This window comes from Paenibacillus vandeheii, assembly GCF_030433635.1.
Lineage (GTDB): Bacteria > Bacillota > Bacilli > Paenibacillales > Paenibacillaceae > Paenibacillus > Paenibacillus vandeheii.
In genome coordinates this window covers 1-26,853 of the sequence record NZ_JAROCD010000008.1, presented here as the reverse complement: position 1 = coordinate 26,853, position 26,853 = coordinate 1, and the positions used below count along the sequence as shown (strand labels likewise).

At 41.6% G+C, this 26,853-nt stretch carries 25 protein-coding genes; 18 read left to right on the top strand and 7 right to left on the bottom strand.

Annotation, left to right across the window (positions count from 1 at the left end; all coding sequences use genetic code 11):
• Positions 1-85: 85 nt before the first annotated feature.
• Positions 86-1,396 (bottom strand): amidohydrolase family protein, encoded by a 1,311-nt coding sequence (locus P5G61_RS16775; protein WP_301247576.1) that lies wholly within the window; start codon positions 1,394-1,396, stop codon positions 86-88.
• Between the two features lie 157 nt (positions 1,397-1,553).
• Between P5G61_RS16775 and P5G61_RS16770 the strand changes: the two genes are divergently transcribed.
• Together P5G61_RS16770 and P5G61_RS16765 are read left to right on the top strand one after the other, a co-directional pair.
• Entirely contained in the window at positions 1,554-1,982 is a 429-nt protein-coding gene (locus P5G61_RS16770) for a MarR family winged helix-turn-helix transcriptional regulator (protein WP_301247575.1), read from the top strand.
• Positions 1,983-2,122: 140 nt separating this feature from the next.
• Positions 2,123-2,389, top strand: coding sequence for a LysR substrate-binding domain-containing protein (locus tag P5G61_RS16765; RefSeq protein WP_363325749.1), 267 nt, complete (start codon positions 2,123-2,125; stop codon positions 2,387-2,389).
• A gap of 20 nt (positions 2,390-2,409) precedes the next feature.
• Here P5G61_RS16765 and P5G61_RS16760 read toward each other — a convergent pair whose 3' ends face one another.
• Positions 2,410-3,312, bottom strand: coding sequence for an AraC family transcriptional regulator (locus tag P5G61_RS16760; RefSeq protein WP_301247573.1), 903 nt, complete (start codon positions 3,310-3,312; stop codon positions 2,410-2,412).
• A gap of 119 nt (positions 3,313-3,431) precedes the next feature.
• Here P5G61_RS16760 and P5G61_RS16755 point away from each other — a divergent pair, with 119 nt between their 5' ends.
• The 6 genes from P5G61_RS16755 (at position 3,432) to P5G61_RS16730 (ending at position 9,500) form a co-directional block, all read left to right on the top strand.
• Positions 3,432-4,817 (top strand): MATE family efflux transporter, encoded by a 1,386-nt coding sequence (locus P5G61_RS16755; protein WP_301247572.1) that lies wholly within the window; start codon positions 3,432-3,434, stop codon positions 4,815-4,817.
• An 85-nt stretch (positions 4,818-4,902) separates the two neighbouring features.
• The gene (locus P5G61_RS16750) at positions 4,903-5,514 is read left to right on the top strand and encodes a DapH/DapD/GlmU-related protein (RefSeq protein WP_301247571.1); all 612 of its coding nucleotides are present in this window, start codon (positions 4,903-4,905) and stop codon (positions 5,512-5,514) included.
• 85 nt (positions 5,515-5,599) lie between these two features.
• Positions 5,600-5,746, top strand: a complete 147-nt coding sequence (locus P5G61_RS16745; protein ID WP_301247570.1) for a hypothetical protein — start codon at positions 5,600-5,602, stop codon at positions 5,744-5,746.
• 219 nt (positions 5,747-5,965) lie between these two features.
• Positions 5,966-7,402: an AcpB/EbpR/MafR family transcriptional regulator gene (locus tag P5G61_RS16740; RefSeq protein WP_301247569.1), complete on the top strand. Its 1,437-nt coding sequence runs from the start codon at positions 5,966-5,968 to the stop codon at positions 7,400-7,402.
• Positions 7,403-7,558: 156 nt separating this feature from the next.
• On the top strand, positions 7,559-8,266 hold the full coding sequence (gene deoD / locus P5G61_RS16735) for a purine-nucleoside phosphorylase (RefSeq protein WP_301247568.1): 708 nt from the start codon (positions 7,559-7,561) through the stop codon (positions 8,264-8,266).
• Positions 8,267-8,318: 52 nt separating this feature from the next.
• The gene (locus tag P5G61_RS16730; RefSeq protein ID WP_301247567.1) at positions 8,319-9,500 is read left to right on the top strand and encodes a NupC/NupG family nucleoside CNT transporter; all 1,182 of its coding nucleotides are present in this window, start codon (positions 8,319-8,321) and stop codon (positions 9,498-9,500) included.
• A 152-nt stretch (positions 9,501-9,652) separates the two neighbouring features.
• Here the strand turns inward: P5G61_RS16730 and P5G61_RS16725 are convergent, their stop codons facing one another.
• Positions 9,653-10,759: an FAD-dependent monooxygenase gene (locus tag P5G61_RS16725; protein WP_301247566.1), complete on the bottom strand. Its 1,107-nt coding sequence runs from the start codon at positions 10,757-10,759 to the stop codon at positions 9,653-9,655.
• Positions 10,760-11,059: 300 nt separating this feature from the next.
• Between P5G61_RS16725 and bglS the strand changes: the two genes are divergently transcribed.
• The 5 genes from bglS (at position 11,060) to P5G61_RS16700 (ending at position 16,920) form a co-directional block, all read left to right on the top strand.
• Positions 11,060-11,773 carry a beta-glucanase gene (gene bglS, locus P5G61_RS16720; RefSeq protein ID WP_024633405.1) on the top strand — a complete coding sequence of 238 codons (714 nt, stop codon included), beginning with the start codon at positions 11,060-11,062 and terminating at the stop codon, positions 11,771-11,773.
• 288 nt (positions 11,774-12,061) lie between these two features.
• The gene (locus P5G61_RS16715; RefSeq protein WP_301247565.1) at positions 12,062-14,050 is read left to right on the top strand and encodes a Na+/H+ antiporter; all 1,989 of its coding nucleotides are present in this window, start codon (positions 12,062-12,064) and stop codon (positions 14,048-14,050) included.
• Between the two features lie 260 nt (positions 14,051-14,310).
• Positions 14,311-15,003 carry a FadR/GntR family transcriptional regulator gene (locus P5G61_RS16710; RefSeq protein WP_301247564.1) on the top strand — a complete coding sequence of 231 codons (693 nt, stop codon included), beginning with the start codon at positions 14,311-14,313 and terminating at the stop codon, positions 15,001-15,003.
• The gene (locus P5G61_RS16705) at positions 15,000-16,208 is read left to right on the top strand and encodes a CynX/NimT family MFS transporter (protein ID WP_301247563.1); all 1,209 of its coding nucleotides are present in this window, start codon (positions 15,000-15,002) and stop codon (positions 16,206-16,208) included. The genes P5G61_RS16710 and P5G61_RS16705 overlap by 4 nt, the downstream gene beginning before the upstream one ends.
• A gap of 370 nt (positions 16,209-16,578) precedes the next feature.
• Positions 16,579-16,920 (top strand): hypothetical protein, encoded by a 342-nt coding sequence (locus P5G61_RS16700; RefSeq protein WP_301247562.1) that lies wholly within the window; start codon positions 16,579-16,581, stop codon positions 16,918-16,920.
• A 158-nt stretch (positions 16,921-17,078) separates the two neighbouring features.
• Here the strand turns inward: P5G61_RS16700 and P5G61_RS16695 are convergent, their stop codons facing one another.
• Together P5G61_RS16695 and P5G61_RS16690 are read right to left on the bottom strand one after the other, a co-directional pair.
• Complete coding sequence (locus P5G61_RS16695) at positions 17,079-17,648, bottom strand: class I SAM-dependent methyltransferase (RefSeq protein ID WP_301247561.1); 570 nt, start codon at positions 17,646-17,648, stop codon at positions 17,079-17,081.
• Positions 17,645-18,145, bottom strand: coding sequence for a DedA family protein (locus P5G61_RS16690; protein ID WP_301247560.1), 501 nt, complete (start codon positions 18,143-18,145; stop codon positions 17,645-17,647). The genes P5G61_RS16695 and P5G61_RS16690 overlap by 4 nt, the downstream gene beginning before the upstream one ends.
• 287 nt (positions 18,146-18,432) lie before the next feature.
• On the opposite strand from P5G61_RS16690, the gene P5G61_RS16685 reads away from it, so the two are divergent.
• Together P5G61_RS16685 and P5G61_RS16680 are read left to right on the top strand one after the other, a co-directional pair.
• Positions 18,433-19,131 carry a response regulator transcription factor gene (locus tag P5G61_RS16685; RefSeq protein ID WP_301247807.1) on the top strand — a complete coding sequence of 233 codons (699 nt, stop codon included), beginning with the start codon at positions 18,433-18,435 and terminating at the stop codon, positions 19,129-19,131.
• The gene (locus P5G61_RS16680) at positions 19,106-20,407 is read left to right on the top strand and encodes a sensor histidine kinase (protein WP_301247559.1); all 1,302 of its coding nucleotides are present in this window, start codon (positions 19,106-19,108) and stop codon (positions 20,405-20,407) included. The genes P5G61_RS16685 and P5G61_RS16680 overlap by 26 nt, the downstream gene beginning before the upstream one ends.
• Positions 20,408-20,484: 77 nt before the next feature.
• Here the strand turns inward: P5G61_RS16680 and P5G61_RS16675 are convergent, their stop codons facing one another.
• Positions 20,485-21,588, bottom strand: coding sequence for a LuxR C-terminal-related transcriptional regulator (locus P5G61_RS16675; protein ID WP_301247558.1), 1,104 nt, complete (start codon positions 21,586-21,588; stop codon positions 20,485-20,487).
• 250 nt (positions 21,589-21,838) lie between these two features.
• Here P5G61_RS16675 and P5G61_RS16670 point away from each other — a divergent pair, with 250 nt between their 5' ends.
• The 3 genes from P5G61_RS16670 to P5G61_RS16660 all read left to right on the top strand — a co-directional run bounded on the left by P5G61_RS16670 (position 21,839) and on the right by P5G61_RS16660 (position 25,657).
• On the top strand, positions 21,839-22,582 hold the full coding sequence (locus P5G61_RS16670; protein ID WP_301247806.1) for an SDR family NAD(P)-dependent oxidoreductase: 744 nt from the start codon (positions 21,839-21,841) through the stop codon (positions 22,580-22,582).
• 666 nt (positions 22,583-23,248) lie between these two features.
• Positions 23,249-24,547 (top strand): NCS2 family permease, encoded by a 1,299-nt coding sequence (locus P5G61_RS16665; RefSeq protein WP_301247557.1) that lies wholly within the window; start codon positions 23,249-23,251, stop codon positions 24,545-24,547.
• 324 nt (positions 24,548-24,871) lie between these two features.
• Positions 24,872-25,657: a glucose-1-dehydrogenase gene (locus P5G61_RS16660; RefSeq protein ID WP_301247556.1), complete on the top strand. Its 786-nt coding sequence runs from the start codon at positions 24,872-24,874 to the stop codon at positions 25,655-25,657.
• A 431-nt stretch (positions 25,658-26,088) separates the two neighbouring features.
• Here the strand turns inward: P5G61_RS16660 and P5G61_RS16655 are convergent, their stop codons facing one another.
• Positions 26,089-26,574, bottom strand: a complete 486-nt coding sequence (locus P5G61_RS16655; RefSeq protein WP_301247555.1) for a hypothetical protein — start codon at positions 26,572-26,574, stop codon at positions 26,089-26,091.
• Between the last annotated feature and the right edge of the window lie 279 nt (positions 26,575-26,853).

Here is a 26,853-nt window from a genome sequence, read left to right as displayed (position 1 = left end):
ATGCATCATTAAAACTTTAAAACTCCGTGCTTTGGCACGGAGTTTTAGTTTTTTAGTTTTAATTGTACAGGCAGATTGAGTCTGATTAACCTACTTGGTGCGATCCATTGAACCATACGGATTTGATCGACAAGGTATCCGAAATAGTTGTTGTCGGATCACCGTCAACGAGTATGAGATCTGCCCGCGCACCTTCGGTAATGCGGCCGCGATCATGAAGACCAAAGCAACGGGCCGGTTTCGAAGTAGCCGACTGCAGAGCTTCGATCGGAGTGAATCCGGCCTTCACCAGCAGCTGCAATTCGTGGTGGACACTTGCCCCATGAGCAAGACCGCCCAGATTTGGTACGGGAACCGGCGCGACATCCGTCCCGACCAAAATATCAACTCCGGCACGGTGAAGGTCCATCACATTCTTAAAGCTGTTCTCCATATTGCCTTGAGGGAACGTATTGAAGCTTGAGTTCAAAATATCAATCCAATCAGGACTTAATTTGGAATGCACACGCGGATCATTCGCCAATTCGGTTGCCGTATTTCCAATAATCGATGAATTCAACACCAAGCACGGAGTAACAAATGCGCCTGAACCTGCTATGGATTTCACTAACTCGGAGGTGTACTCGGGTCTGTCGATGAACAAGTGGCCCAAACCGTCGACTCCAAAATCGATGGCTTGTTGAGATGAAAGAGCCGTCAAGACGTGGGCGATGACCAGCTTATCGAACTTGTGGGCTTCTGTCACGGCTGTTTTTAGAATCTCGTCGCTTAATACAGGCAGGCCAGGTGCACCCATGACCGTTCCTTCTTCAATCATGATCTTAATATAGTCGGCCCCATTCTCCACTTGGGTATGCACATGTTTAATCGCTTCTTCCACCGTTGTCACTTGCGGTATTTCTTCATGATCGTGAGCGTAAGCGGCTAACATGGCTTCCCGGTCTGCCTCCGATAACTTCGCTAATTCCTTTAATACGAATTCAGGTATTTCATCTCCATCCGGTAGTAATTCATCCGGATGTCCGCCTGGAGCGGTGATCGCTGTGCCAGCAGAACGCACATCTGCGATGTCATTCACGTTTTTTAACTGAATTTCGCGCCCTCTTTGAGTAAAATCGCCGTTCATTTCGAGTTCAGTGGTAACGCCGAATTTTAGGGCATCTCGTAATCCGCCGATCGAGGTGTGAACGTGTGCATCAATCAGACCAGGCATTAAAGTCGCATTTTCTCCATCGATAATCTTTGCATTGGCTGGAAAGTCGCCACCGACTGAAATAATAGACTCCCCTTTAATAACTACATGTCTGGGCGCAATAATTTGCTCTCCATCAAAGATTCGTACATTTGTAATCGCCGTAACTTGTTCTAACGCAGCAGTTTGAGTTAACTTCTCCATCTGAATTCCTCCTGAATGTTGTATATGAACAATTTGAATGTTAACTGTTAGTTTTCTAACTGTCAATAGACTAATGTTTTTTTTGACAAGCGAGTAGGATCGCTGTATAGTTTATTTACTTACAATTAGATAACTAACAATCAAAGGGGGGACGATGATGAAATCCCGAAAGGAAACACCTTATCTGGATTTATTTCAGATTATCGGTCTTAAGTTAAAGAAAAGAGCAGACGAGAGTATAAAAGAGCTGGGGTTAAACGCTCAACAAGGAAAAGTAATTGACTATCTTTACGAGAACCAAAATAAAAATATTATCCAAATGGATCTTGCTGATCGGTTTCATTTAAGTCGGGCCAGCATTACAAGTATGCTTCAAGGTCTAGAGCAAAAAGGGTTCATCGAACGTAAAATCCCGGCCAATAATGAACGGCAAAAAAATATATACGTATTGCCAAAAGCGGTTGAACTGATTGAAGACTTTCAAGACTCTTTTCAAAAGGTGGAGGAGGAAATTGTTCAAGTCCTTACCAACGAGGAGAAGCAAGTATTAAAGAAATTGTTGATCAAAATCAATGAGACTATATAAATCCTCTGGGGTGAAAAACAAATCATTTGACCCCAGCATAACGAGTGCAGGAGAGGAGATTTTACGTAATGCCTGCTCGAAGTTGTACCGATCGACGGGATTATCGCTAATGTCTCCACTTATTCCTGTACGTAATCTCCTTGTTACCTGAAATTTTTCTGAAGGAAGACTTGAGAGAGGGCAGGCTAGTTGCCTTACCCTGGGATCTATCGGAGTTATCCTTTTCCGCACAGCTGCTCTGGCATCGAGAGAAATGGATTTCTCCATCAATGGGAGCCTTCATTCATACAGCAAAGAGTGAGTTGAAAACGAAGAAATACCTGGCTCATAAAAGGCTGAATGCCAAAGGCGACGCGCATAAAGGAATGGTTGGCGGGACAGAACTGAACCTTAAATCGTGCTGTTAAAAAGTCAGCTGTAAGTAGGTTTAATTCTCCGTTTTACTTAAGCCATTTATACCGCTTTTTCGATATGCTAGCGGAACTAATCCTATTTGTTTGCGAAAAAGGGATGAGAAGTAGCTCACACTTTGAAAGCCGCAGGCCAGTGCGATTTCACTCACCGATCTTTTGGTCTCTCGCAACATCTCACAACTTTTATGAAGGCGGTATCGAATGAGATAGTTGTTGGGAGTTTGACCTACGAATTTATTAAATAAAGTACAGCAGCTGCTCCTACAAACGGCTCCTGCGGATGCGATGTCTTGAAGAGTTATTTTTTGCTCGTAGTTTTGATGAATGAATCGAGTCATTTTCTGAATATTCGTCCATAATTGCACATCTTGAATCCCCCCCACCTTCTGTTGCAAATGATCTCCCACACCAGCACATAGAGATAAAGCCTGTGAAGTTAAACGGAACGGATTTGGAGCAAAGCTATTGTGCATTTCCTCATAGATCGCTTGGATAGATGACAATATGTTTTGCTGCCAGGCGATCTCATCTGTTAGTACTAGAAAATCATCCATGTTTGGACCGAACTTCTCTTCCCAGTATGCTTGCATCAACGAAGCACCTTCCCCGATAAGAGAGGAATGAATGACTACAACTATAAATGAACAATTACTATGAATGTGAGAAAAACCAAAATGCAAACGATGACTGTTCACAAAAATCCCAGTTCCTTGGTCTAAGCAAACGGTTTGTCCGTTAACAGAATACTCCATAGAACCTTCAAGAATGTAAATGAATTCCACATCCGAATGCCAATGAGCTGCAGCTTCAAAATTATCAAATTGATTCAAGCTCCCCTTCCGGACATACAAGGGCAACTCAGGTAGATTATAATTTAATCGCTCCGATAAATCAGAAAATACTTCTAAATTTTTCATAAAACAAAATGCCTCCGACGAATATACGATTTTGACAAAATTATAGTCAATATTTATGGAAAGGACAATGATTTTATCCTATCTTGATAATATGGAAATCAACAGAGAGGGGTGGATAGGTGAAAAAACGTGTACCGTTAACTGCTCCTATGACTCGGAATTTTAATAAGGAATTAATCACTCTTGTCATTCCGATTGCATTACAGAATCTAATATCAGCCACAGTCATATCAGCTGATGTAGTTATGCTGGGAATGATTAGCCAATCTACAATGTCGGCCGTATCGCTAGCCGGACAAATTACCTTTGCATTGACCTTGTTTTACATGGGGATGTCTACGGGGGCAGGGGTTCTAACCGCACAATATTGGGGGAAGAAAGATGTACAAACCATACAGCGTATTCTTAGCACTGCCTGCATGTTCTCCTTTGGCATCTCCATTTTGTTTTTCATAGTATCTTTTGTATATCCTGAATCGTTAATGCGATTTTTCACAAATGATGTTGAGTTAATTCAGTATGGTTCAATATTTCTAAAGATGAATTCGTTTTCTTATCTTGCAATGGGCATTTCACAAATGTATCTCAGCGTGATTCGAAGTATGGAAAATGCAAGATTAAGTGCTTGGATTAGTTCATTATGTTTAATTTTAAACATTTTGTTTAATGCGTTATGCATCTTTGTCCTTTTTCCAGACAGACCTATAATGGCGATTGCGGCGGTAGCTCTTTGTACAGTTTTAGCTCGATTTATTGAATTGGCCTGCTGTGTTATTTATTCCGTGACAAGAGGATCGATTCGGTTTCGTTTCCCGATACGTGATGGCATTCAACGCAATCTCCTCAAGGATTTCCTGAAATACACCATGCCTGTACAGGGCAATTATATTGTTTGGGGAGGTGCACTAACGGCGACTGCTGCAATCATTGGACATGTAAGTGCTGATATGGTGGCAGCGAATTCAGTTGCATCCGTAGTTAAGAATTTAACCATTGTACTGTGTGGAGGTATTGCTAGTGGAGGTTCTATACTGGTTGGAAAATATCTAGGGAAAGGGGAGATCGAGAAAGCCAAACAGGTGGGAAACAGAATGAATCTATATGCTTTACTATTTGGAATAATAGCAGGGGTCACAATTATCCTGATAAAACCGCTTGTTTTTACCGTAGTAAATCTAAATGCCATTTCTCAAAGCTACCTGGATGGAATGTTATATATTAGTGCTTTTTATTGTATTGCTAAATCCGTTAATGCAACCAATATATCGGGAATATTCACTGCAGGAGGTGACTCTAAATTTGGCTTTTGGTGTGATTCAATTGTAATGTGGGGTATTATTTTGCCGCTTGGCTATTTCTGTGCTTTTGTATGGAACGTATCCCCCCTTGTGTTATATATCGTTATCAGTTTGGATGAGTTCATTAAGTTACCCTTGGCTTTCATTCGTTATCGACAATACAAATGGCTAAATAACATTACAAGGACTTTTTCACCAGTAGCTTAAGAAATATACATTCAAAGAATGTACGGTCAACTAAAAGAAATAGATTAAAGGCAGAGGGGACAAAGGCATGAATATTATAGAACGAATGGCAAATCGGCAACTGTTTACGGATCATGATGCGAATTATCCAAAGGAAGCATCGGATCTGGCTCGTGCGCGTCAACGAGGAAAGGCACTATGTTATGAGATCAATCGTTTACATCCCGATGATATTGAAATGCGCAAGACGCTGATGGCACAGCTTTTCGGTAGTATTGGTGAACATGTTTGGATGGAGCCTCCTATTCGGATGTCATACGGATCAAATACTACAGTAGGCAATAATGTCTATATCAACTTTAATTTAACTGTTGTCGATGACTATAAAGTGACGATAGGAAATGATGTTATGTTTGGTCCAAATGTTACGATTGCGGTAACCAATCATCCCGTACACCCAGAAAAACGTAAAGAAGGTGGGATGTTTGCTTTGCCCGTAGTTATCGAGGATGGCGTATGGATCGGTAGCTGTGTTGTGATTGTACCAGGAGTCACTATCGGTGCTGGAAGTGTGATCGGAGCAGGAAGCGTGGTAACCAAGGATATTCCTAGCAACGTAATTGCTGTTGGAAATCCTTGCAGGGTCCTTCGTGAAATCACGGATCATGACAGGGAGTATTACTATAAAAACATGCGTTTCGACCAAGTGGAATGGTAATGGATAACCAAGCAAATCATGAAATTCAACTTGGCCGACTAGACGCTACCTGGCAAGGAGAGAATATGGGAGAATGATGCCACACATGGTTGAAATCATTATATCAGTATGTATTTTGATTGGATTATATTTTGTAATAGGTAGGTTACTGGAATCCCCACGTGTTGTCCGTTACGCAGAGCATCTAGAAGAACAATTTGAAAAAAATCTTTATGAAGACAACCCAAATTGAATAATAAGGTATAGGAACTATAGGATTAAATTGCTGTTATCCCCTTTTCGTAGACAAGAGAAAAAAGACATCTGTTAAGATGGACTTAATCTTGCTGAGCGGAGGGGGTTTTTTCATGGCTAAAAAAGGAAAAACCTATAAATGGTGCCGAAAGGGTCGGCTCGTATATGGATTGAACAAACACGATGACATTCAAAATAAGTAGAATAGGGTGGGAACATGGATAAAGGATTTACATTAGCTAGTCAACTACTAACACTGCTGGATACGGAACAAAGATGGTTTACATTAGCCGAAGTTGAAAAAAGTTTAGGGGTCTCAGATAAAACAATACGTAAGATGGTTGAGGAAATCAGCAAGCAATTGCCCCCGGCTGTAACTATAGAAGTTTCTAGAGGAAAGGGAATCATTCTTCTGCGTGATGGGCGAAGTGAGACGATGAGTGAAGTGATTTCTTCGATGTTCAGACAAACCATTTTTTATCGACTGATGAATGTTCTGTTCACGAATGTGGACCGACTGTCCGTAGAGGAGCTTGCCGGAGTCATGTTTATGAGCACCTCATCTTTGAAGAAACTGATTGTGCAATTAAATAATAATGATCTAAAAGCCTATAAGTTACGCATTACGTATTCAACCCCGATGATCAAAGGGAATGAAATGAATATTCGATATTTTTATTGGAAGTTGTATTGCGATGCGTATGAGTTTACAGGATGGCCTTTTGCGAATGTCGATTATGATTACATCAATCAGTTGATCACAAGTATAGAGAATGAGAAAAACATTGTATATTTTATCAATTCCAAAAGGAGACTTTCCTTTTTGCTGGCCATTGTTATAGAAAGAGTCTTTCAAGGGAAATTCGTAAACATTGACGAAAGTGCTTACCCCTGGGAAAAGGGGATGTTTTATATGCCTGTGAAGACCCTTGCCCAAAGTCTTGAAGAGAAGCATTCCATTGATTTTCCCAAAAGTGAAATCTACTTTATGCAATCCCTGGTTAGTCTCAGCCAATATCATTATTATGAAGGATCAGAAATAACGCCCAGGAAAGAAGTCGAATTACATAAAGATAAAGAGGAATATCAAATGGGTAATCTACTCCTAAGTCTATTGGCAAAAGTATACCCCAATTTGGAGATGGAAGAACGATTTATATTGGAGATATACGCGTTCTTTGACAAGTTATTAATCGATAATGCAATTTCTGAATGGATGATGATTTCCAAAAGTAATTTAACGGCATATGTTCAAAAGGAATGCCAGCAGCTGTATCAGGAACTGCAAACCTGCATGCAAACATGGGGCAAAGCTTACCCCAACGTCATGTACAATCACTTTCATTTAACCAAGCTAACCTTAATGGTTCGTTCAAGTTTACGTTATAAGAGGAAAAGAGCCTTCCTAGTAATCGGAGAAGAATTTTCAATTCGTCATTACATAGCGGATTTGATCAAGAAGGAAATTGGGGATCAGCTGGTCATCAATACGTCCATAATGAAAGGGCTCTCTGACGAAATGATGCAGCAACATCAGATTGATTTTGTCATTAGTAATATTCCGGTTTCATTGCAGACCGTGCCTGTTGTTATTATCTCTACGATCCCGTCCAAAAGAGATCTGGACAATATTCGTAAAGAGTTGCTTTTATAATTTGACCAATTATTTCCCTTACCCTCCGTAAGATTTTGGTCTAGTTTGTTATGACAAAAAATCTTATGCTCAATGTACTATCCGAACTGATTTTCTAGGCATGCGGAAGAGATGTCGGTAAGGCTGAGTTCAATATTGAGAGTAGGGGGCAGAAATATGAGTAGGCATTTAGGCGCGAAAAAAGGAGAAATAGCAGACATCGTTTTGCTTCCGGGAGATCCTTTGCGTGCAAAATTCGTAGCAGAACACTTTTTAGATGAGACGAATTGTTATAACGAAGTAAGAGGCATGTATGGGTACACCGGATTGTACAAGGGCATACCGGTGTCGGTTCAGGGGACAGGAATGGGAAATCCATCGATGAGTATCTATGCAACGGAATTGATCGTCGATTATGAAGTTAAGACATTGATTCGTATCGGTACATGTGGCGCGATGCAGAAAGAAATTAATATCCGCGATATTGTAATCGCCCAAGCCGTGTCTTCAGATAGTAATATGACGGATAAGATCTTCCATGGCTGTAATTATGCACCTACGGCAGATTTCTCATTGTTAATGAAAGCGTATCAACAAGCACAAGCTAAACAAATAAGTGTCTTTGTGGGTAACATCTATAATTCCGATGAATTCTATCGTGAGAACTTAGATCGTCTTCACAAGTTTATGGATTTTGGTGTATTAGCGGTCGAAATGGAAAGCACAGCCCTCTATACTACAGCCGCTAAATATGGTGTAAAAGCACTATCCATTTTGACAGTAGGCAGTCAACTGTTAACACAGGAGCACTTAACTCATCAAGACAGTGAGCAATCCTTTTATGAAATGGTCGAAATAGCACTTAACACAGCCATTGAGAGCTAATTTATCCAATGAAGATTCCAAAAAAATGTACCGATAATTTGGAGGGTTAAACATGCATTATCTAATTTCTGTTGTCGGTCTGATTATGGTTCTGTTGCTGGCATGGCTTGCGAGTAATAATAAGCGGAAAATTAAATATCGTCCTATCATTATTATGATTGTTATTCAGATAGGTTTGGGATTAATTATACTAAAAACGAGTATAGGCGAATTTTTAATTAAAGGTTTTGCTGATAGTTTTTCGAAATTACTTGGATATGCCAACGATGGAACGAACTTTGTTTTTGGCGGGATGGCGAATGAAGGAGCCCATACATTTTTCCTGTATGTTTTGATGCCTATCGTTTTTATGTCAGCATTAATAGGGATTCTGCAACATTACAAAATACTGCCATTCATTATAAAGTATATTGGTCTGGTGTTAAGTAAATTAAATGGCATGGGAAAATTGGAATCTTATAATGCGGTTGCAGCCGCAATTGTAGGACAAAATGAAGTGTTTATTTCGGTGAAAAATCAACTTGGTTTATTACCAAAGCATCGCTTGTATACATTATGTGCTTCTGCAATGTCGACAGTATCGATGTCCATTGTTGGCTCATATATGACGATGCTCGAACCTAGGTATGTAGTGGCTGCATTAATATTAAACCTATTTGGCGGCTTTATCATTGCATCCATCATTAATCCGTATGAAGTTACAGCTGAAGAAGATATTGTTGAAGTTCAGGAAGAGGAGAAACAAACGTTTTTTGAGATGCTGGGCGAATATATAATGGACGGCTTTAAAGTAGCCATCGTGGTTGGGGTCATGTTAGTTGGTTTTGTCGGGATCATTGCCTTGATTAACGGGGTCTTCAGTGGCATATTTGGCATCTCGTTCCAAGGAGTTCTAGGGTATGTCTTTGCACCCATTGCTTTTATGATCGGTGTGCCATGGCATGAAGCAGTTCATGCCGGTAGTATCATGGCAACGAAACTGGTTGCGAATGAATTTGTAGCTATGCTTGACTTTATTAAGATCCAAGACGGTTTAAGTGGCCGTACTACAGCCATTGTTTCCGTTTTTCTAATCTCATTTGCTAACTTTGGGTCCATTGGTACAATCGTAGGTGCAGTGAAAGGACTGAATGAGAAACAGGGGAATATTGTTGCCCGGTTTGGATTGAAGCTGTTATATGGGGCTACTCTTGTAAGCGTTTTATCGGCCATAATTATCGGTATTATATTTTAAGTGAACCAACTCGAAATGGAGCTGTTGTTCAAAGAATCAAGTTCTTGCCCCAAACTGAGGACAAGAACTTGTTCCTAATCATTATACTCAACAAATACACACGGGAAAAATAGCATCAAATGATAGCCTCTCCATATCCTACAGGTTGGTCCTCAGAAGTCCTTGAAGGATGCCGCTTGCGAAATTCTTTCGCGAATGGCTTCTTCAGTTCGTGGGACAAGAAAATCTACCATCATTTCCGCGTTTGCTTGCACTTCCTCAATGAAAGGACGGAAACTCTTATTATATTGTTGGAACGCAAGCTCAAAATTCCCATCGTTTTTTTGAAAAGCATCAGCCAAGGCTGCCGCCCCATCTATCGCCAGTGATCCACCCATGCCAGCAGCCGGAGAGGCGCAGTATCCAGCATCACCGACTAGCGCTACCCTGCCTTTTGTCCACGACGGCATTTTCATTTGGCACAGTTTGTCAAAGTAAAAAGTTTTCGAGTTCTTCACTTCTTCCAGCAATTCCGGCGTTCGCCAGCCTAGTCCGGAAAATTGATTCAAAATGATATCCCGTTGCTGTTCTTCATTTCGGTAGTCGTAGGGGAGTTCCTTCTCTGATGAAAAGCAGAGGACAATATCGGTTTTATTGTTATAGGTGTTCAGCATGATCGCCTTGCCCGGCTCGTTGTACATCTGTGTCGTATTCTCCCGGATCAACAACTTATCCACGATCGTGATAGAGAAATACGTTTTAAGAAAATGCGAAAATTCCGCCTCCTCGCCGAAGCACAATTTTCTGACGGCCGAATGAATACCATCACAGCCGAATACCAGGTCATACGAGCGCTTTTGTCCTCCTTTGAAAGCTACCTCAACGCCATTATTTTCTTCCTTCAATGATGTAATGCTATCTCCGAAAATAAACTCAACGTCATCTTTGACAGCCTCGAACATGATATCCAGCAATACATCTCGCTCGATTTCATATTCATCTTCTGCGAGCTGCTCACGGATTTCGAATCTTTCAGTGACATCATCGGCATTTTTGAATTCCATCAATTCCATGTCTATTTTGTTCGACAGGATTTGGCCTAGCAGCCCCATACGTTTCACGATGTCGACCGTATGTTCACGAATATTTACAGGTGTGCCGCCTTTTTTAAGACCTTCAGCAATCTCAACAACGGTCACGTTGTAGCCAAGCTGATTCATCCAGTAGGCTGTTGAGATGCCGGCAAAGCTCGCCCCGCTGACTAGAATGTTTTTTTTCATATTCGTTCCTCCCGTGATCCATAATATTTCTAATGATTTTGTATAGAATAAAATAGCTCTATGAACTGAATATGAACAGCTTGTGCAGAATCAGGCGTTGACCTTTTCCTCACGAAAAGCTTTAGAAATGAATATCTATCTTTAAAGATTGTTATAGTTATTCCATTTACATCCATATAGAATGAAAACACCAAACATGTAAGCGTTTTATATTTTTGCTGCCGCAAGAGGATCTACTCTTTTTTGGGGGATCGCTTGCCCAAACTTCGACATGTTTGAAATCATTCATGGAGGTGTGTGATGAAGAGGAAGTCTTGGTACACGTTGGTAGTGGCAGGTGTGGTATCGTTGTTTATTTCGGTAAGTGCTTTTGCAAGTTATGTTTTTTGGGAACCATTAACTTATTTTAACCCGGAAACATGGCAAAAGGCAGATGGCTACTCCAACGGAGATATGTTCAACTGCACGTGGCGCGCCAACAATGTCAATTTTACGAATGATGGAAAGCTCAAGCTGGGTTTGACAAGTTCTGCATACAACAAGTTTGATTGCGGGGAGTACCGTTCGACTAATAATTACGGATATGGGCTTTATGAAGTCAGCATGAAACCTGCCAAAAATACAGGCATAGTTTCCTCCTTTTTTACGTACACAGGACCTGCTCATGGCACGCAATGGGACGAGATTGATATTGAATTTTTAGGAAAAGACACGACCAAAGTGCAATTTAATTATTTTACAAATGGGGTGGGTGGTCATGAGAAGGTTATTAACCTTGGCTTTGATGCATCACAGGGGTTTCATACCTATGCTTTCGACTGGCAACCAGGGTATATCAAGTGGTATGTTGATGGCGTATTAAAGCATACCGCAACCAGCAATATCCCCGTAACACCCGGTAAAATTATGATGAATATATGGAATGGAACCGGGGTTGATAGCTGGTTAGGTCCTTATAACGGTGCCAATCCATTGTACGCAGAGTACGACTGGGTTAAATATACGAGTAATTAGCTATATAGAGGCAGCCGCTCGCCGGCTGCTTTTGTTTTGATCAATTTCATCTCTACATATCTACTAAATAGAAATTTCGATTAGGGAGTGTTAACGAAATGTTCTGTAATTCCGATAAAGAAACCTGTGGGAATTATAGAATCTTGCTCTGGGCAGCCTACGTGAAAAGTGAAAAGCGATTCATATTCAGTTCACAAATGCATTTTACAATAAGATTAATTCTTGTTGTTAGGAACCTATTTTCACGAAAAGCTGCTTATTGCAGATCAATATGGAGGTAAGATTCGTTTGGAATTGTTTGAGTTTATTTTACTAATGCTTGCGGCAGTTTCATTATCTAATTTAGTAAACCGGTTTATCCCTTCGATCTCGGTGCCTATTATTCAAATCGCGCTGGGTATGTTAATTACTTTGCTGCCTTTGCACTATGAATTGAAATTAAATCCGGAGCTTTTTTTGCTACTATTCATTGCCCCGTTGCTGTTCAATGATGGCAGACATGCGGATAAAGAAGCGCTGTGGAAGCTGAAGAAACCTATCCTTTTGCTTGCACTGGGTTTGGTATTTGTAACTGTCGCCGTGATGGGTTATTTCCTAAATTGGCTGCTTCCGGTCATCCCGCTGGCGGCAGCCTTTGCATTGGCGGCTGCACTAGCACCTACCGATGCTGTGGCCGTGGGTGCATTGGAGCAGAAAGTGAAGATTCCCCATCAGACGATGCAAATTCTTGAGGGAGAATCTTTAATAAATGACGCATCGGGGCTGGTCTCATTTCAATTTGCCGTAGCCGCAATGGTCACTGGTGTGTTCTCACTCCAATCTGCCAGTATCAGCTTTATTTCCATTTCACTTGGGGGTGTTGTACTGGGCCTTCTGCTTACCTTTGTAAAATATGGTGTGGTGAAGTGGTTACGAAAACTGGGGATGGAGAATGTCACGCTCCACATGCTGATTGAGATTTTGACTCCCTTTTTGATTTTCATGGCAGCGGAGGAATTAGGGGTCAACGGTATCCTCGCCGTCGTCGCCGCAGGGATTGCACATTCTCTGGGTTACAAGAAAATGAATCCCGAGGTAGCCAAGCTGAGTGTTGTATCCAAAAGCACCTGGTCGGTCATTATCTTTGTGTTGAACGGACTGGTCTTCCTGCTGCTTGGAACACAGCTTCCTGATATTATCCAGACGATTTGGAGTAACCCCGAAATAGGGAATTTTAAAGTCATTATGTATACACTGGTATTGACTTTGGCTGTACTTGGGCTGCGTCTCATCTGGGCCATTCTGATGGATATTTCTAAAGGGCCCAAACAGAGCGAACCTTGGAAGCTTAGATTGAAGAATGCGCTTATCCTGAGCCTATCGGGAGTCCGGGGAACGATCACACTGGCGAGTACGTTGTCATTGCCGTTTTTTCTTAATGATGGCACTGCATTTCCGGCCAGGGATCTGATCATTTTCCTTGCGGCTGGCGTTATCCTGTGGACGCTTCTGGCATCCAACTATCTGTTGCCGCTTATATTAGGTAAAGAAACACAAACGGAGCAGGAAGAGGATGAGATTCAGGCCAAAATTGAGATTCTGAGGAATGTGGTTGCCGGATTAAATGAACTGACCACGGACCAGAACCGGCTTGCGACCGCTCAGATCATCAATACGTATACTTCCAGAATCCGAACGCTCAAGAAAGATGAAAATAAAAATAAGGCACAGCGATCCTTGGGCTTGTCCGTTCTGAAATGGGAAAGAGAGAATACGCTGCTTGCACTTGAAAAGAAAGAAGTGAATCCGTACACAGCGTACCGTTACCTTAACCGAATTAACCAACTGTTGTTTATGCATACAAGAGATGCGCGTTATAAAAAAGAGCTGTTCCCCTTAAAACATTGGGACGAAGTGCTCGGAGTGCTGCAGCAATTCCGGTTAAGTTTCCGAGAAAGAAGGGCGGAATTGAACAGACTTAGAATTCAAAATGTTACTTATGTCATTAAGCAGCTAAATGATCTGCTCGCAGAAGGCGAGCGGGATATGGAGATGGTCAGCTCGCTGATTCTGCAATATGAACGTATGCTGCTGGGTCTGACCAAAAATGAACGGGATGCCGACACCCGAAAAGACTTCGGCACAGCGATGCAGGAGCTGGCACGGGTCGGAATTCAGCTGGAGAGAGACAACATCCAGTCCATGTTCGAGACTGGCCGGATTTCAAGACAGGGCATGAAGGAAATGAAACGCGACATTCTCTTCATGGAGCATGATTTGCGAGAAGAGACAAGTTGAGATTGATCCGGATTAATGTTCTTGTTGAAAACCTAGAAGAAGTGCACACATCGTTCCTGGTAACGCATTGAGAGTCGCTATTTTAGCGGCTTTTTTGCTTTCCGGAACAAGTTTCTTCCCAAGTCCAGGGCAGTTCTCGTCCCGATTAACTATAGGCAATTTTTTAGAGAAGGAGTTGTCTGGGGGAAATAAGTGTGTTAAAGTACCTATTAACCAAACATCCTACGTTTAAATAAAATAGATGAAATGAGGGCTTACGTATGCTTAAGAAAACAAATCGGCTGACGCTGGTCGAGCAAGTCGCATTGCAAATGGAAAGACAGATCGAATCGGGCAAGTGGGCTGTCGGAATGCGTATTCCGGCCGAGCCGGAGTTGATGGTCGAGTTGAATGTTAGTCGTAATACATTAAGGGAAGCCATTCGGGCGTTGGTCCACGCAGGACTCTTGAAGACGAAGCAAGGGGACGGGACGTACGTCTGCTCTTCAAGCGTGCTGGGAGTTGTGCTACATAAACGAATCATGCGCTCCGACACGATGCAGACATTGGAAGTCCGGCATGCGCTTGAGCGCGAGGGAGCCCATCTTGCCGCACAGCGCAGAACGGACGATGAGGCGCGCGAACTTCTTCTCCAATTGGAACGCTGGGAGGGGGCGGCAGCACGCGGTGACATGGATGGAATGGTAACGGAGGATATCCGTCTACACCAAGGCATCATCGCGGCGTCTCATAATGAGATCTTGATCGAATTATACAACCATATCGCGGACGCATCACAAGATACGATTATCAGCTTGACTCGTTATGAAATCGACGCGAGTTTCAAGGAGATGCACCGGCAGCTGGTTGAAGCGATTGTTGATCAAGATGCCGATCGTGCCGTGGCAGCGGTTCACCGTCATATTGCAGAATCGAAAGCTGTTCTTGAGGTCAAAGGAGACGAGCAGCCATGAGTGTTTTAAGCGATACAAAGTCAACGATCAGGAAGAAGCCATTGTCATTGGGTTGGCCGATCATCCTTGGCATCGTCCTAATTGCAATGATTATGCGGTCGCCGTTAACATCGGTAGGCCCATTGATTGGCTCGATTCGTGAATCCCTCGGACTGTCGAATGCTACAGCAGGTCTTCTCACCACACTGCCGTTACTTGCTTTTGCACTGCTCTCACCGTTCGCGCCCCTTCTGGCACGCCGTTTTGGGGTAGAACGGACCCTGCTTTTTGCACTTGTTTTACTCATGGTGGGTATTGCGATCCGTTCGTTGGCTGCAACCGCGTCTTTGTTTGCAGGAACTGCTTTGATTGGGCTGGCGATTGCGGTATGCAACGTGCTCATTCCAAGTCTGGTCAAACGTAATTTTGCTCATCAAGTCGGCCTCATGACCGGTGTGTACTCCGTGTCGATGAATTTATCCGGGGCGATTGCATCCGGTGTCAGTATTCCGGTCGCCCGCGATCTCGGTTTTGGCTGGAATGGCGCGCTCGGTATTTGGGGCGTACTCGTTCTGTTGGCCGCGCTATTCTGGTTGCCTCAAGCTCGGGCGAGTGGAGGGTCTGCCGTAGCGGCAACAAGTGGTGCGCTCAAGCGGCGAAGTCTGTGGCGTTCGCCTCTGGCATGGATGGTTACGATTTTTATGGGGATGCAATCTCTCTTATTCTATGTTTTGGTTGCTTGGTTGCCTGAAATGATGACAAGCCGGGGCTTGAGTGAAGACAGCGCCGGTTGGATGTTATCACTATTTCAAACAGCTGCGCTGCCCGTAGCGTTCATCGTGCCGATCGTTGCGGGACGCATGAAGAACCAACGTTTATTGGTCATCATAATGACTATCCTGTTGTTTGTCTCATTGGGAGGCTTTTACTTCGGGGGAAATGCTCTCATTTCATTATGGACAGTTTTACTTGGAATTGCTGGGGGATGTGCGTTCAGCTTGGCCATGATCTTTTTAAGCTTACGGACGAAAGATGCCCAAGATACAGTTTCTTTGTCCGGCATGTCGCAATCCGTTGGATATTTGCTGGCGGCAACCGGACCGATCTTGTTCGGTTTGCTTCATGACATCACAGCAAGCTGGAACCCTCCGCTATTGCTGCTGCTTGTCGTTAGCGCTCTGCTGCTCCTGTCCGGCCTGGGCGCCTCCAGAAATCGCACGGTATAAGAGGCACAAGTAAAGCAGAGTAAGCAAGCAGAGCTTGCGAAAAAGCATCGAATGGCTTGGCAGAGGCGGAATAAGATTTGTAGCATAAAAGTCTATCAGCTCAGCAGGAATACCTCACAAAAGGTTACCTGAGGGAGACAAAACATAGTCCGAATGAAAGTCGCTATTTAAGCGACTTTTTATTTTATTATGTGAAAAGAAATAATAGATAGGGTACATAGGTTGTGAGCGGATAGTGGAATGACCCTATATATGGAAGGTTTTTAATATATCAATTGCGAAATTGATTGGCTATAATGCAAAAGGATATAGAAGGAGATGTGAAATTTAACAAAAAGGCGGAATGTTTGTGGTTTACTTTTTATGGACGATGTATCTAGGACTGCTGGGAACAGCATCTCTCGCGTTTTTATTTAAAGGGAAGTATAAATCAAAACTTAGCAAAATAGATTTCATCGTATCTGTCATTACATGGATTGGGTTGTTAGGGTTCGTTACAGAAACCACTATTCTAACTCCTGCTTTCTGGAAAATTGTTACCGTGATAGCTTTTCTGTGGGATATATCGTTTACGATGCTTCTAAAGGATTATGAAGATAAAGAAATTCTAGAGGAATTACCGATTGCGGTGAGGAGAGTTTGGATGTTAATAACATTAGTTGTCATGATCGGACCCCTTTACTATGGGCTTTTCAAATATTCTTTTTCATGAATATGCATTGAAAGGTCTCGTTCTAACGAAATAAAGTGTAAAACCAGTGGGATTTAAATTCATTCACTGGTTTTTTGTTTATCATAGAATGCAGTTTGAGAAATTACAAAGGAATCATAGAGCTTCCACAATTCAAACTACAACTAGAATAAAGTTTACTAGTTATTACTTTCTTTTTTACGACACACATAAACATAAGCTGCAGGAATATTCAGAGGTACAAACACAATTTTTTCGATAATAAATTTTTCGGATAGTTGTTTTTTCATTTGTAGAGAATATTGAAAAGCAATAAACTGTCCTCCAGGTTTGAGAGCTTGGTGAATCTGTTCGATTAAAGTGGTCCTTAATGTACGTTCAAAATTAAAAAAAGGCAAACCGCTAAAGATATAATCCAGTTCATCTATGCCTTCATTCCTCATTGTGTTCATTAAAGTAGCCGCGTTCGGGTAAGTAGTGAAATTTGGATATCCATTTTGTAAAATGGTCCGCATCGTCTGATCCATTTCAAATAATAAAACTTTGGTGCTTTTATGTGCACTTTTTTGAATGTATCGGGTAATGGCTCCAGTCCCTGCCCCAAGCTCTGCAACTGTCATATTTTCTTGCCAACTTGCTTGTTTAACCATCGTATTGGCCAAAAAACGAGAACTTGGAATAATACTCCCCACTTTTTTGGGGCTCTTCACAAAACTCTTTAAAAATAGCAGACTATCATTTGATTTCATTTTATATCCTCCAGCATGGATAAGATTGGGATTCCAAAGAAACTTCCTAATGCAAAAAAAATGATCGTCCAGAGTAGGGCGCTTGAGTACGTTATAAATGCAAATTTTTGATAATTAATACCGCTCAATCCAATGAGCAAAGGCATGAAATAACGCACAATCGGGATAAACATTCCGATACACATTGCTACATGGCCTCTTTTTCTTAAAATGGATTCGGCTATGAGATAGTGCTTATTGTGTGAAAATTTATGTTTGAATTTGTGGCCGAATAATTTGCCTGTAAAATAAGCAACGGTGATGGCTGTTAGCAGGCCAATCAGGATACTGATATAAGCAACCCAGTGATTGATAAAACCTGAGCGACTTAGAATAGCACTGGTAAGAATCGTTACTTCATTTGGAATGGGGATTCCGAACGGGCCTAAAGAGAAGGCCAGAAAAAAGAAAAGATAGCCATATTGATGGATAAGATTTAATACTGTATTAACAATCATTTTTTTCACCCTCTCATGTTGATAGCTGTATCTTAACGAGAGAAATTAAGGAATTGATTAGCGAATTTCTAAAGAAAATCTAAAGAATTTGCAGTTAGTAGGAAAGAAACTACAATGTTTAAAACTTCAGAAATTCCTTCGTTTTTATACCAAAGATTTTTCATTTAAATCGTGTATGATGTTCTGGTGAAACGAAAATGGAAAAATGTATTCGCTTTACGTAACTGGTGCCTCTGCAGAAAGTATTGTAGAGTTGTAGGAGCAATTACGCGATGAAGGTGAGAAATATGGAGATAAATAATATTCTTGTTGTAGACGATGAACCGGAAATTCGAGAAGCTCTCGTTATTTACTTAAAAAGCAATGATGTAGATGTATTTACGGCCTCCAACGGTTTGGAGGCGCTGGAAATCCTTGAACAGGAAACGATTCATCTGATTATCATGGACAACATGATGCCACAGCTGGATGGAACTAAAACGACATTTAAAATTCGTGAAAGCAAAAATATACCGATCATTATGCTTTCGGCCAAATCGGAAGATAGCGACAAAATTTTGGGACTCAACGTTGGAGCCGATGACTATATCACGAAGCCGTTCAATCCTCTGGAGCTAATTGCCAGAGTCCAATCTCAGCTACGCCGGTTTACGAATTTAGGTTCCTTCCAGTCAAGCTGGGATGAAATCATCCAAGTCAGAGGACTCATGTTGAACAAAAGCTCGAAGACTATCGAGGTAGATGGAGAGGACGTAAGACTGACAGCGAAGGAATACAAAATTTTGGAGTTACTTATGGAGAACAAGGGCAGAGTTTTTTCAATTGAGGAAATTTATGAGCGCGTGTGGAATGAACCGATCTTTGCTTCAGAGAATACGGTTGCCGTTCATGTGAGAAATATTCGAGAAAAAATTGAAATCAATCCCAAAGACCCAAAATATTTAAAGGTGGTATGGGGAATTGGATACAAAATCGAGAAAAAGTAAAGCAGATCGAAAGGTTGGAATTGACCTGCTTGTCATCATTGTCGCCGTTATTTTATGGATCTATATACTTATAAACGAATATTCATATCTGGGATTGAGTCTGAGGTTTTCAACCTCAATTTTTATTTTGGAATTGCTGTCCATTATAATCCTTGGGGTGTTGGCAGCTCGACTGTATCTTTATTTTAAGGAACCTCAGAGTAGACGTTCCTTCTGGCATGGCAGTGTACTGATGGATTATTTTCATAATTGGAGAACGGGCCTTAGAGCCAGCTTACAAAACGGGAGACTAACGTTTGGCCTCATCATTATGCTTCTGCTGACTGCATTAGCCGGCATTTGTTTTTGGGAGGCAGTCACATATTACGGACAGGGATGGCTCATCCTTTATTTGTTGCTATTTGTGTTGTTTCTGGTTCCATATGTACTTTCCAAGCTTAGACGTTTCATCGCCATCATCAATGGAAGTAAAGAGATTGCCGAAGGGAATATTCAGAATTCCATTCAAGATAACGGAAACGACTCCCTATCTGAACTTGCTGGCTATATTAACAATATGAAGGCCGGATATCAAAGTGCATTGGAACATCAAATGAAAAGCGAGCGTTTAAAAACGGAACTGATTACCAACGTATCGCATGATTTGAAAACCCCGCTTACTTCTATTATCAACTATGTTGATTTATTGAAAAAAGAAAATCATTCTGAGGAGACATCCCGAGCCTATATTGAAACGCTGGAACGTAAGGCACTGCGGCTGAAGCTGTTGATTGAAGATCTGTTCGATATCTCAAAGATGGCCAGCGGCACAGTAGATCTGGATATGGAGTTCGTCGATGTGGCAACTTTGTTGACCCAGGCGATTGCAGAATCAAACACGCATAAGGGACAAGCGTCGCTTGAAATTCGGGAGAGGATTGCGAAGTTCCCAATTCATGCATATTTGGACGGCAATAAAATGTGGCGTGTATTTGAAAATTTAATTAACAATGCCCAGAAATATTCGCTTCCAGGAACCCGAATCTATATTTATTTGGACGAGTCTGATAATCAGGTAACCTTCAAAATTCAAAACACCTCTGCCTATGAAATTGATTTTGCTGCGGAAGAATTGTTCGAGCGTTTCAAAAGAGCTGACGAATCCCGCCAGACAGAGGGGTCGGGACTAGGGCTAGCCATTGTGAAAAGCATCGTTGAGTTACATGGAGGGCAGATTAAAATCGAGATTCATGGTGATCAATTCAACGTAATTTTACTTTTACCTAAAAAGCACTAAATGAAATAAAAGATCATCAACATGGACACAAGTTGGTGATCTTTTATTTTTAACGAATTTAATTCAAACACAATGTACTAACTCAATAAACCCCAACGGAAAGCAGAGGCAACGACCTGTGTCCGATTTTTGGCACGCAGCTTGATCATCAAGCTGCTAACGTAATCTCTCACTGTATACTCACTTAGGAACAACAAGGAAGCGATTTTCTTGTTATCGTATCCTTCTGCCAGAAGTTTGAGAACAGTAGACTCCCTTTCTGTTAACAGAATGGCCATCGTTTTCGCGGTGTTTTCCTTTTCTTTTCTGGATAAAAACAACCCAATTCGCTTTCCCACTTCTTCAAGCAACTCCAGTTCACCCTTCGTGCAGTCAAATGAATCTCCCATTTGGTCAAAAGTAACCCAGCCATACAATTGATGCTCATGAGCAATCGGTACAAATATGATGGAAGACAAGTGAAATAACTCGATATGTTCGTCCCTTAGATAAGGCTTTGGATTTTTCAAATAGATCGGTCTTTTGGAGTTGAAGATTAGATTTTGCTCAGTCAATTGTCCCTTCATACTCTGAACCTTTGGAAGCTCTTCGCCGATGACCCCATAGAACTGGTTGGACCAAGGTACATAGGCATAGAAAACACAACGTTTATAATTGAAATACTTCTCACATTTTTTAAGAATAAAGGCTAGATCGGAAACTCCGGAAGAACTGACTAGGAGTTTGTTTAATTGGTCCAGCAGACGGAGCTTCTTCAATTCGTCATTTTCATCCGTATCATGAGTTACAGGCTCCGTATCTGCCCACTTATGAAAGCTATGCATCAGATAAGAAGAAACAGATAGCATAAACATGACTGGTTCCATCATTCGCTGATGTTTCAATTGAATCAATAGTGTCAGCAAAGCTTTTTCAAAGATAATTTGAAGCCAATTTAAGCTTGCCATATTTAACATGGATAGCTGAGATTGTACCCAGGTGTCCAAATAAGAAGAGTAGTGAAGATCCATATTTTCAATATCTGAATAAGTAAATATGCGAAAGAAGGATTTCATCAGTGCTTCCGTTTCGATCCGATGTGTTTCAGAGATGTTAATTTCCGAGATTAAGTAAATGTTTGTATTTTCTTCGAGCTGTTTGCTATGCGTTCTGAAAAACAAAACAAATTCCTGAAAAGTCATTTCAGCATATGGGTGAAAAGATTGTGTCATAATACGCCGTTCCCTTCAAAATAAAATACCCTACAAACGGGGGGTATACAATCCATTATTACACAGAACTTTATAGGATAGTATTTCAAAATTAAAGGAGTAAGATTGAAGAGTACAAGGTCTTGAATCTTTTGAGTCCGATTAGGATTTAGAAGATGGTAATGAATGGACAAAATATGTATATAAACTTAACAAATGATGAATGGAGCAGTTGAATCGTATGAAATTAAAAGATAAAGTTGCTATTGTCACAGGTGGGGCCAGTGGAATTGGTGAAGCCACCGTTCGTCTTTTCGTACAAGAAGGAGCAAGAGTCGTTATTGCTGACTTTTCCGATCATGGTAAGGAACTAGCTGCCGAACTCAATGGGGAAGGTCATGATACAGTATTCATCAAAACAGACGTTACTAAAGAAGAAGATATTAAGCACATGATTAATGAAACTGTTGAGAAATACGGTAAACTGGATATTATGTATGCAAATGCGGGGGTTGCAGATGACGATACCGCTGATGCATTATCATATGATAAATGGAAACGTACGATTGATATTAACTTGTCAGGTGTATTTCTTTCCGATAAGTATGCAATCGAACAGTTCCTTAAGCAAGGAAATGGCGGAGTTATTGTGAATGCTGGTTCAATTCACAGCTTTGTTGCGTTGCCTAAAACAACGGCATATGCCTCGGCAAAAGGTGGCGTTAAGCTGTTAACTCAGAATTTATGTACTGCTTATGCAAAAGAGGGAATCCGTGTCAACGCGGTATGCCCTGGATACATTGAAACTCCTTTGTTGAAGAACGTAGATGAACAAAGTAAACAATATTTAACTTCACTTCATCCACAGGGCAGACTTGGACGTCCGGAAGAAGTAGCAAAAGCTGTGTTATTCCTGGCCAGCGATGATGCTAGTTTCGTGAATGGTACGACCTTGCTTGTTGATGGAGGTTATACTGCACATTAATTTGGGTGAGAAAAAGATAATTTGATCTAAAACAGATTTTCGAACCGAAATAAACCTCTGAATGTTGAAGACATCTTCAATGATTTAGAGGTTTTTTTACATACAAAGCTCAGGGATTTATTTAAGATCAACTAGAAAAATCGACTTTTTAGATACGCTTAAACATCTATATAAATTGAACTAAACATTTACACGATAACGGAGAGGACAGAAATAACGTGAAGAAGCGAAGTGTTCGCCTTTATCCCCGGATTTCCCCTTTGTAAGGGATTAAAAAAAATCTGGGGATAACAGCGATCGGAAGGTTGTTCTGTCATCGGAGTGGCGAGTGTAAATATTCTTTAGTTCAATTTATATAGAAGAACAATTTGAGAAAAATCGAAATGAAGACAAAAGCGAATGAATACTTAATTTCATTTCTATATAGTTCGTAAATAACTGTGAACAATACGTTAATTCGTTGACAAGGAGTGTTGTTTTTATTAAAATTCGAAAGGGACATCAGGTTAAAGCAGATATGAGTATCTTTTCATTGGTTTAGAATCTTAGCTTTTTAATCCTAATGACGAATATAGGATCGGTAATATTACAATCCTATTACGATGATTAGGATTTTTTTGTTTTTGGCTTTGGAGAATAATTTGAAAGTTGGAGGCTGGCTTTATCATGGACAACTGGTTCAAACTAAAAGAAAGAGGCACGACCGTTTCAACTGAGATCATCGCAGGAATCACGACATTCTTCACGATGGTGTACATAGTTATCGTAAACCCAGGAATACTCAGCAGCACGGGGATGGACTTTAACGGAGTATTCATTGCTACGGTGTTGGCGAGTATCGTGGCGACGCTGATTATGGGAATAGGGTCCAATTACCCGATTGTTATAGCGCCTGGTATGGGTTTGAATGCATTTTTCGCCTATAGTGTAGTTGCCGGATATGGCGTGTCTTGGCAGGTTGCACTAGGTGCGGTATTTATAGCAGGGCTTTTGTTTATTATTTTATCGCTTACCTCATTTCGTTACATGCTGCTTGATGCCATTCCTGCGAGCCTTAAACACGCGATAACAGCAGGAATCGGATTGTTTATTACAACGGTAGGCCTGCAAAATTCAGGGATTATTGCTGATTCAGAATCTAATTTGATTACGATTGGGAACTTGGCAGAGCCAATGACTTACCTGACCATTATTGGATTGATTATTACTGTTGTGCTTATGGCGTACAATGTAAAAGGTTATCTGTTTATCGGAATGGTGGTCACAGCGATACTTGCCTGGATCTTGGGACTGTTTCAAATGCCGGAATCGATTGTATCCATGCCGCAAGGGCTCACGACAACGGCTTTTCAGCTGGATTTGGCGGGTGTGTTCTCTAATGGTTTGTATACCATCATATTTACCTTCCTGTTAATCACGCTGTTTGATACAACGGGGACGATGCTCGGAGTTGCTGAACAAGCAGGTCTGCTGAAGGAAGGTAAATTTCCGCGCTCACGCGGCGCCCTCTTAGCTGATGCCGTAGGGACTACCACTGGCGCTTTGCTTGGAACGAGCCCAACATCGGCCTACATCGAGTCCAGCACAGGGGTGGCTGCAGGGGGAAGAACAGGACTTACGGCAGTAACGGTAAGTGTTCTGCTTGCTCTTACTTTGTTCTTTACACCTATTGTAAGTGTGATATCAGGTATCCCGGCGATTACTTCTCCGGCTCTGATTATTGTTGGCTACTTTATGATTAGTGTTATCAGCAAAATCAATTGGAAGGACCTCGAAGAAACATTTCCTGCTTTCCTGATTATCATTCTTACTCCATTGACGCACAGCATTGCGACAGGCATTGGCGTAGGCTTCATTTTCTATCCGGTACTCAAGCTGCTTCGCGGAAAGGGCAAGGATGTTCATCCGATATTCTACATTTTTGCCGTATTGTTCTTCATTCAGCTTGTATTCCTGGATCACTAAGAAACGGTTAAGAAACTGTCTAATCAATGGGGCTTTTGAGAAGCCCCTTTTCAAACTCATTCCAAAAGGTAGAGGAAGAAATCGTTATTAACAGGTCAGCCAGTGTTTAGTGGTTGGCCTTTTTTGTGGTTGTTTTACGATGAGGCGCGAGAGTTTCGTAGGTTCGGGAAACAAAGCATGAATGGAGTGACTGAATATGAATATAAGTGATGATACTAGGAGCATGGTCAACTCCTCTGGACTGGTCAGATCATGTTTATGGCGGAACGAATTGGTTAATGTAATTTTGAACATATCAGTCAATGCAGACAGGAGGTAATCAGGATGTATACGGATCTTCAAGGACAGACAGTTGTCATTACCGGAGCTGCTACCGGCCTGGGAGAAGCGATGGCACTGCGTTTTGGTAAGGAAAAAGCAAATGTTTTGATCAATTACTACAGTAGTAATCAGAACATACAGCCCCTCATTGAAGAAATCAAATCGTACGGTGGGCAGGCCATTGGTGTAAAGGGAGATGTCTCCAAAGAAGAGGACGTAAAGGAGCTGGTGCAGGCGGCGCATGATCATTTTGGCTCCCTGGATATTATGATCAACAATGCTGGCATTGAGAACGAGGTTCCGTCAGAGGAGCTGAGTTTGAAAGACTGGAAACGGGTCATTGATGTGAATCTAACCGGAGCGTTCCTCGGTTCAAAGGAAGCCGTGAATTACATGCTGGAGCATGATATCAAAGGCCGAATCATCAATATTTCCAGTGTACATGAAGTTATCCCATGGCCGCATTTCCTTCATTATGCCGCGAGCAAGGGCGGGGTCAAGATGATGACTGAGACGCTAGCTCTGGAGTTTGCGCCAAAGGGCATTCGTGTGAACAGCATCGCTCCGGGTGCAATTAACACGCCCATTAACGCAGTTAAATTCGCCAATCCCAAACTGCGAACATCGGTTGAGGATCTGGTGCCGCTCGGTTATATCGGAAAGCCGGAAGAAATTGCAGCGGCTGCCGCATGGCTCTCTTCTTCGGAATCCAGCTATGTGACAGGTATTACCCTGTTCGTTGATGGAGGCATGACAAAATATCCTTCCTTTCAGGGCGGACGTGGGTAATCGACAGACTCAAATGAAGCATAGCAGACCGAGCAGCTTTCTTTAACGAAATGCCTAACGAATATCAAAATGTAAAAGACCCTGGCGCCGCATAAACAACGGCAAACTATGGTCTTTTACAGTTCTAAGTCCTACTCATGGAATCATGAGCTTAGATGTTGCAATACAAAGATATGTCTGGCATGGGCAACATCATATTGCACAAATAAATCAACCGGAACGAGTTTACGACTTTATCGAAAACAAAAGAGTGATGCCACCCAAAATTGCCATATCGATTGCCGATTCCGTCGGTTTTTATATGGGAAATACCAAAAGATCATTCACTAGTGAGGAGATCTTTTGGTGTGCAACAACTTTTTAAGAAAATCACATTACATCATAATAACGGATGAGAGCTTGAATCCACTTGCAAGGCCTGTTTATGGTGTCTAATGTCCACCTGTATTGGAAGCCCAGACAGGATACCAGCCCAAGGCCGGATTTTCATTGTTGTACAGTACCAGATTGCCGTCAGTTTGCATGATCAACACATTACCTCTAAAATTGGCTGGCACATTGTCTGCTCCATACCATGCCTTAGCCCACGCCAAGTTATCCGATGTCCAGTAAGGTGTGTTTTGCGGATCTGATATGACCAACTTACCGCTGAAATAATTAATCTGGAGTTTATGTATTCTCGTGTCTTTAGTCTTGGAGTTCCATATCATCGTGCGTGTCTTGACGTCCCAGATTTGCGCATCGCCCCAGTTATCAAATTGAAACGAAAATCTGTTATTGTTTGACACCAACCCTCCACCAGCGACATTATACATTGTGTCATAAATCAGCCGATCTCCACTCGCAGCGGAAGTCACAGGGGAAAATGGAATCAAAAACATGAGTATGGCAAGACAAGATAAAAAGACTTTTTTCATATAACATCCTCTTTTCCCGAATCTGTTTTAGTTGCTTGTCAAATATATCATATATTTTTCTTTTATGGATAAAAATTCAATAAGCACAAGGACTCATACTGGATCAAGAAGAAGAAGGGGATTGTTCAATCCTTTAGAGAAGAATTCGTATTGAATACCTCAAATGCTTCTTTTAAAAAATCCATGGTATGCTTAGGCACTAATGGTATTATCCCCTTTAAGTAGACACTTGAAAAAACCTTCATGTTATCATGAGGGTTCAAGTGACACTTGGAGGGG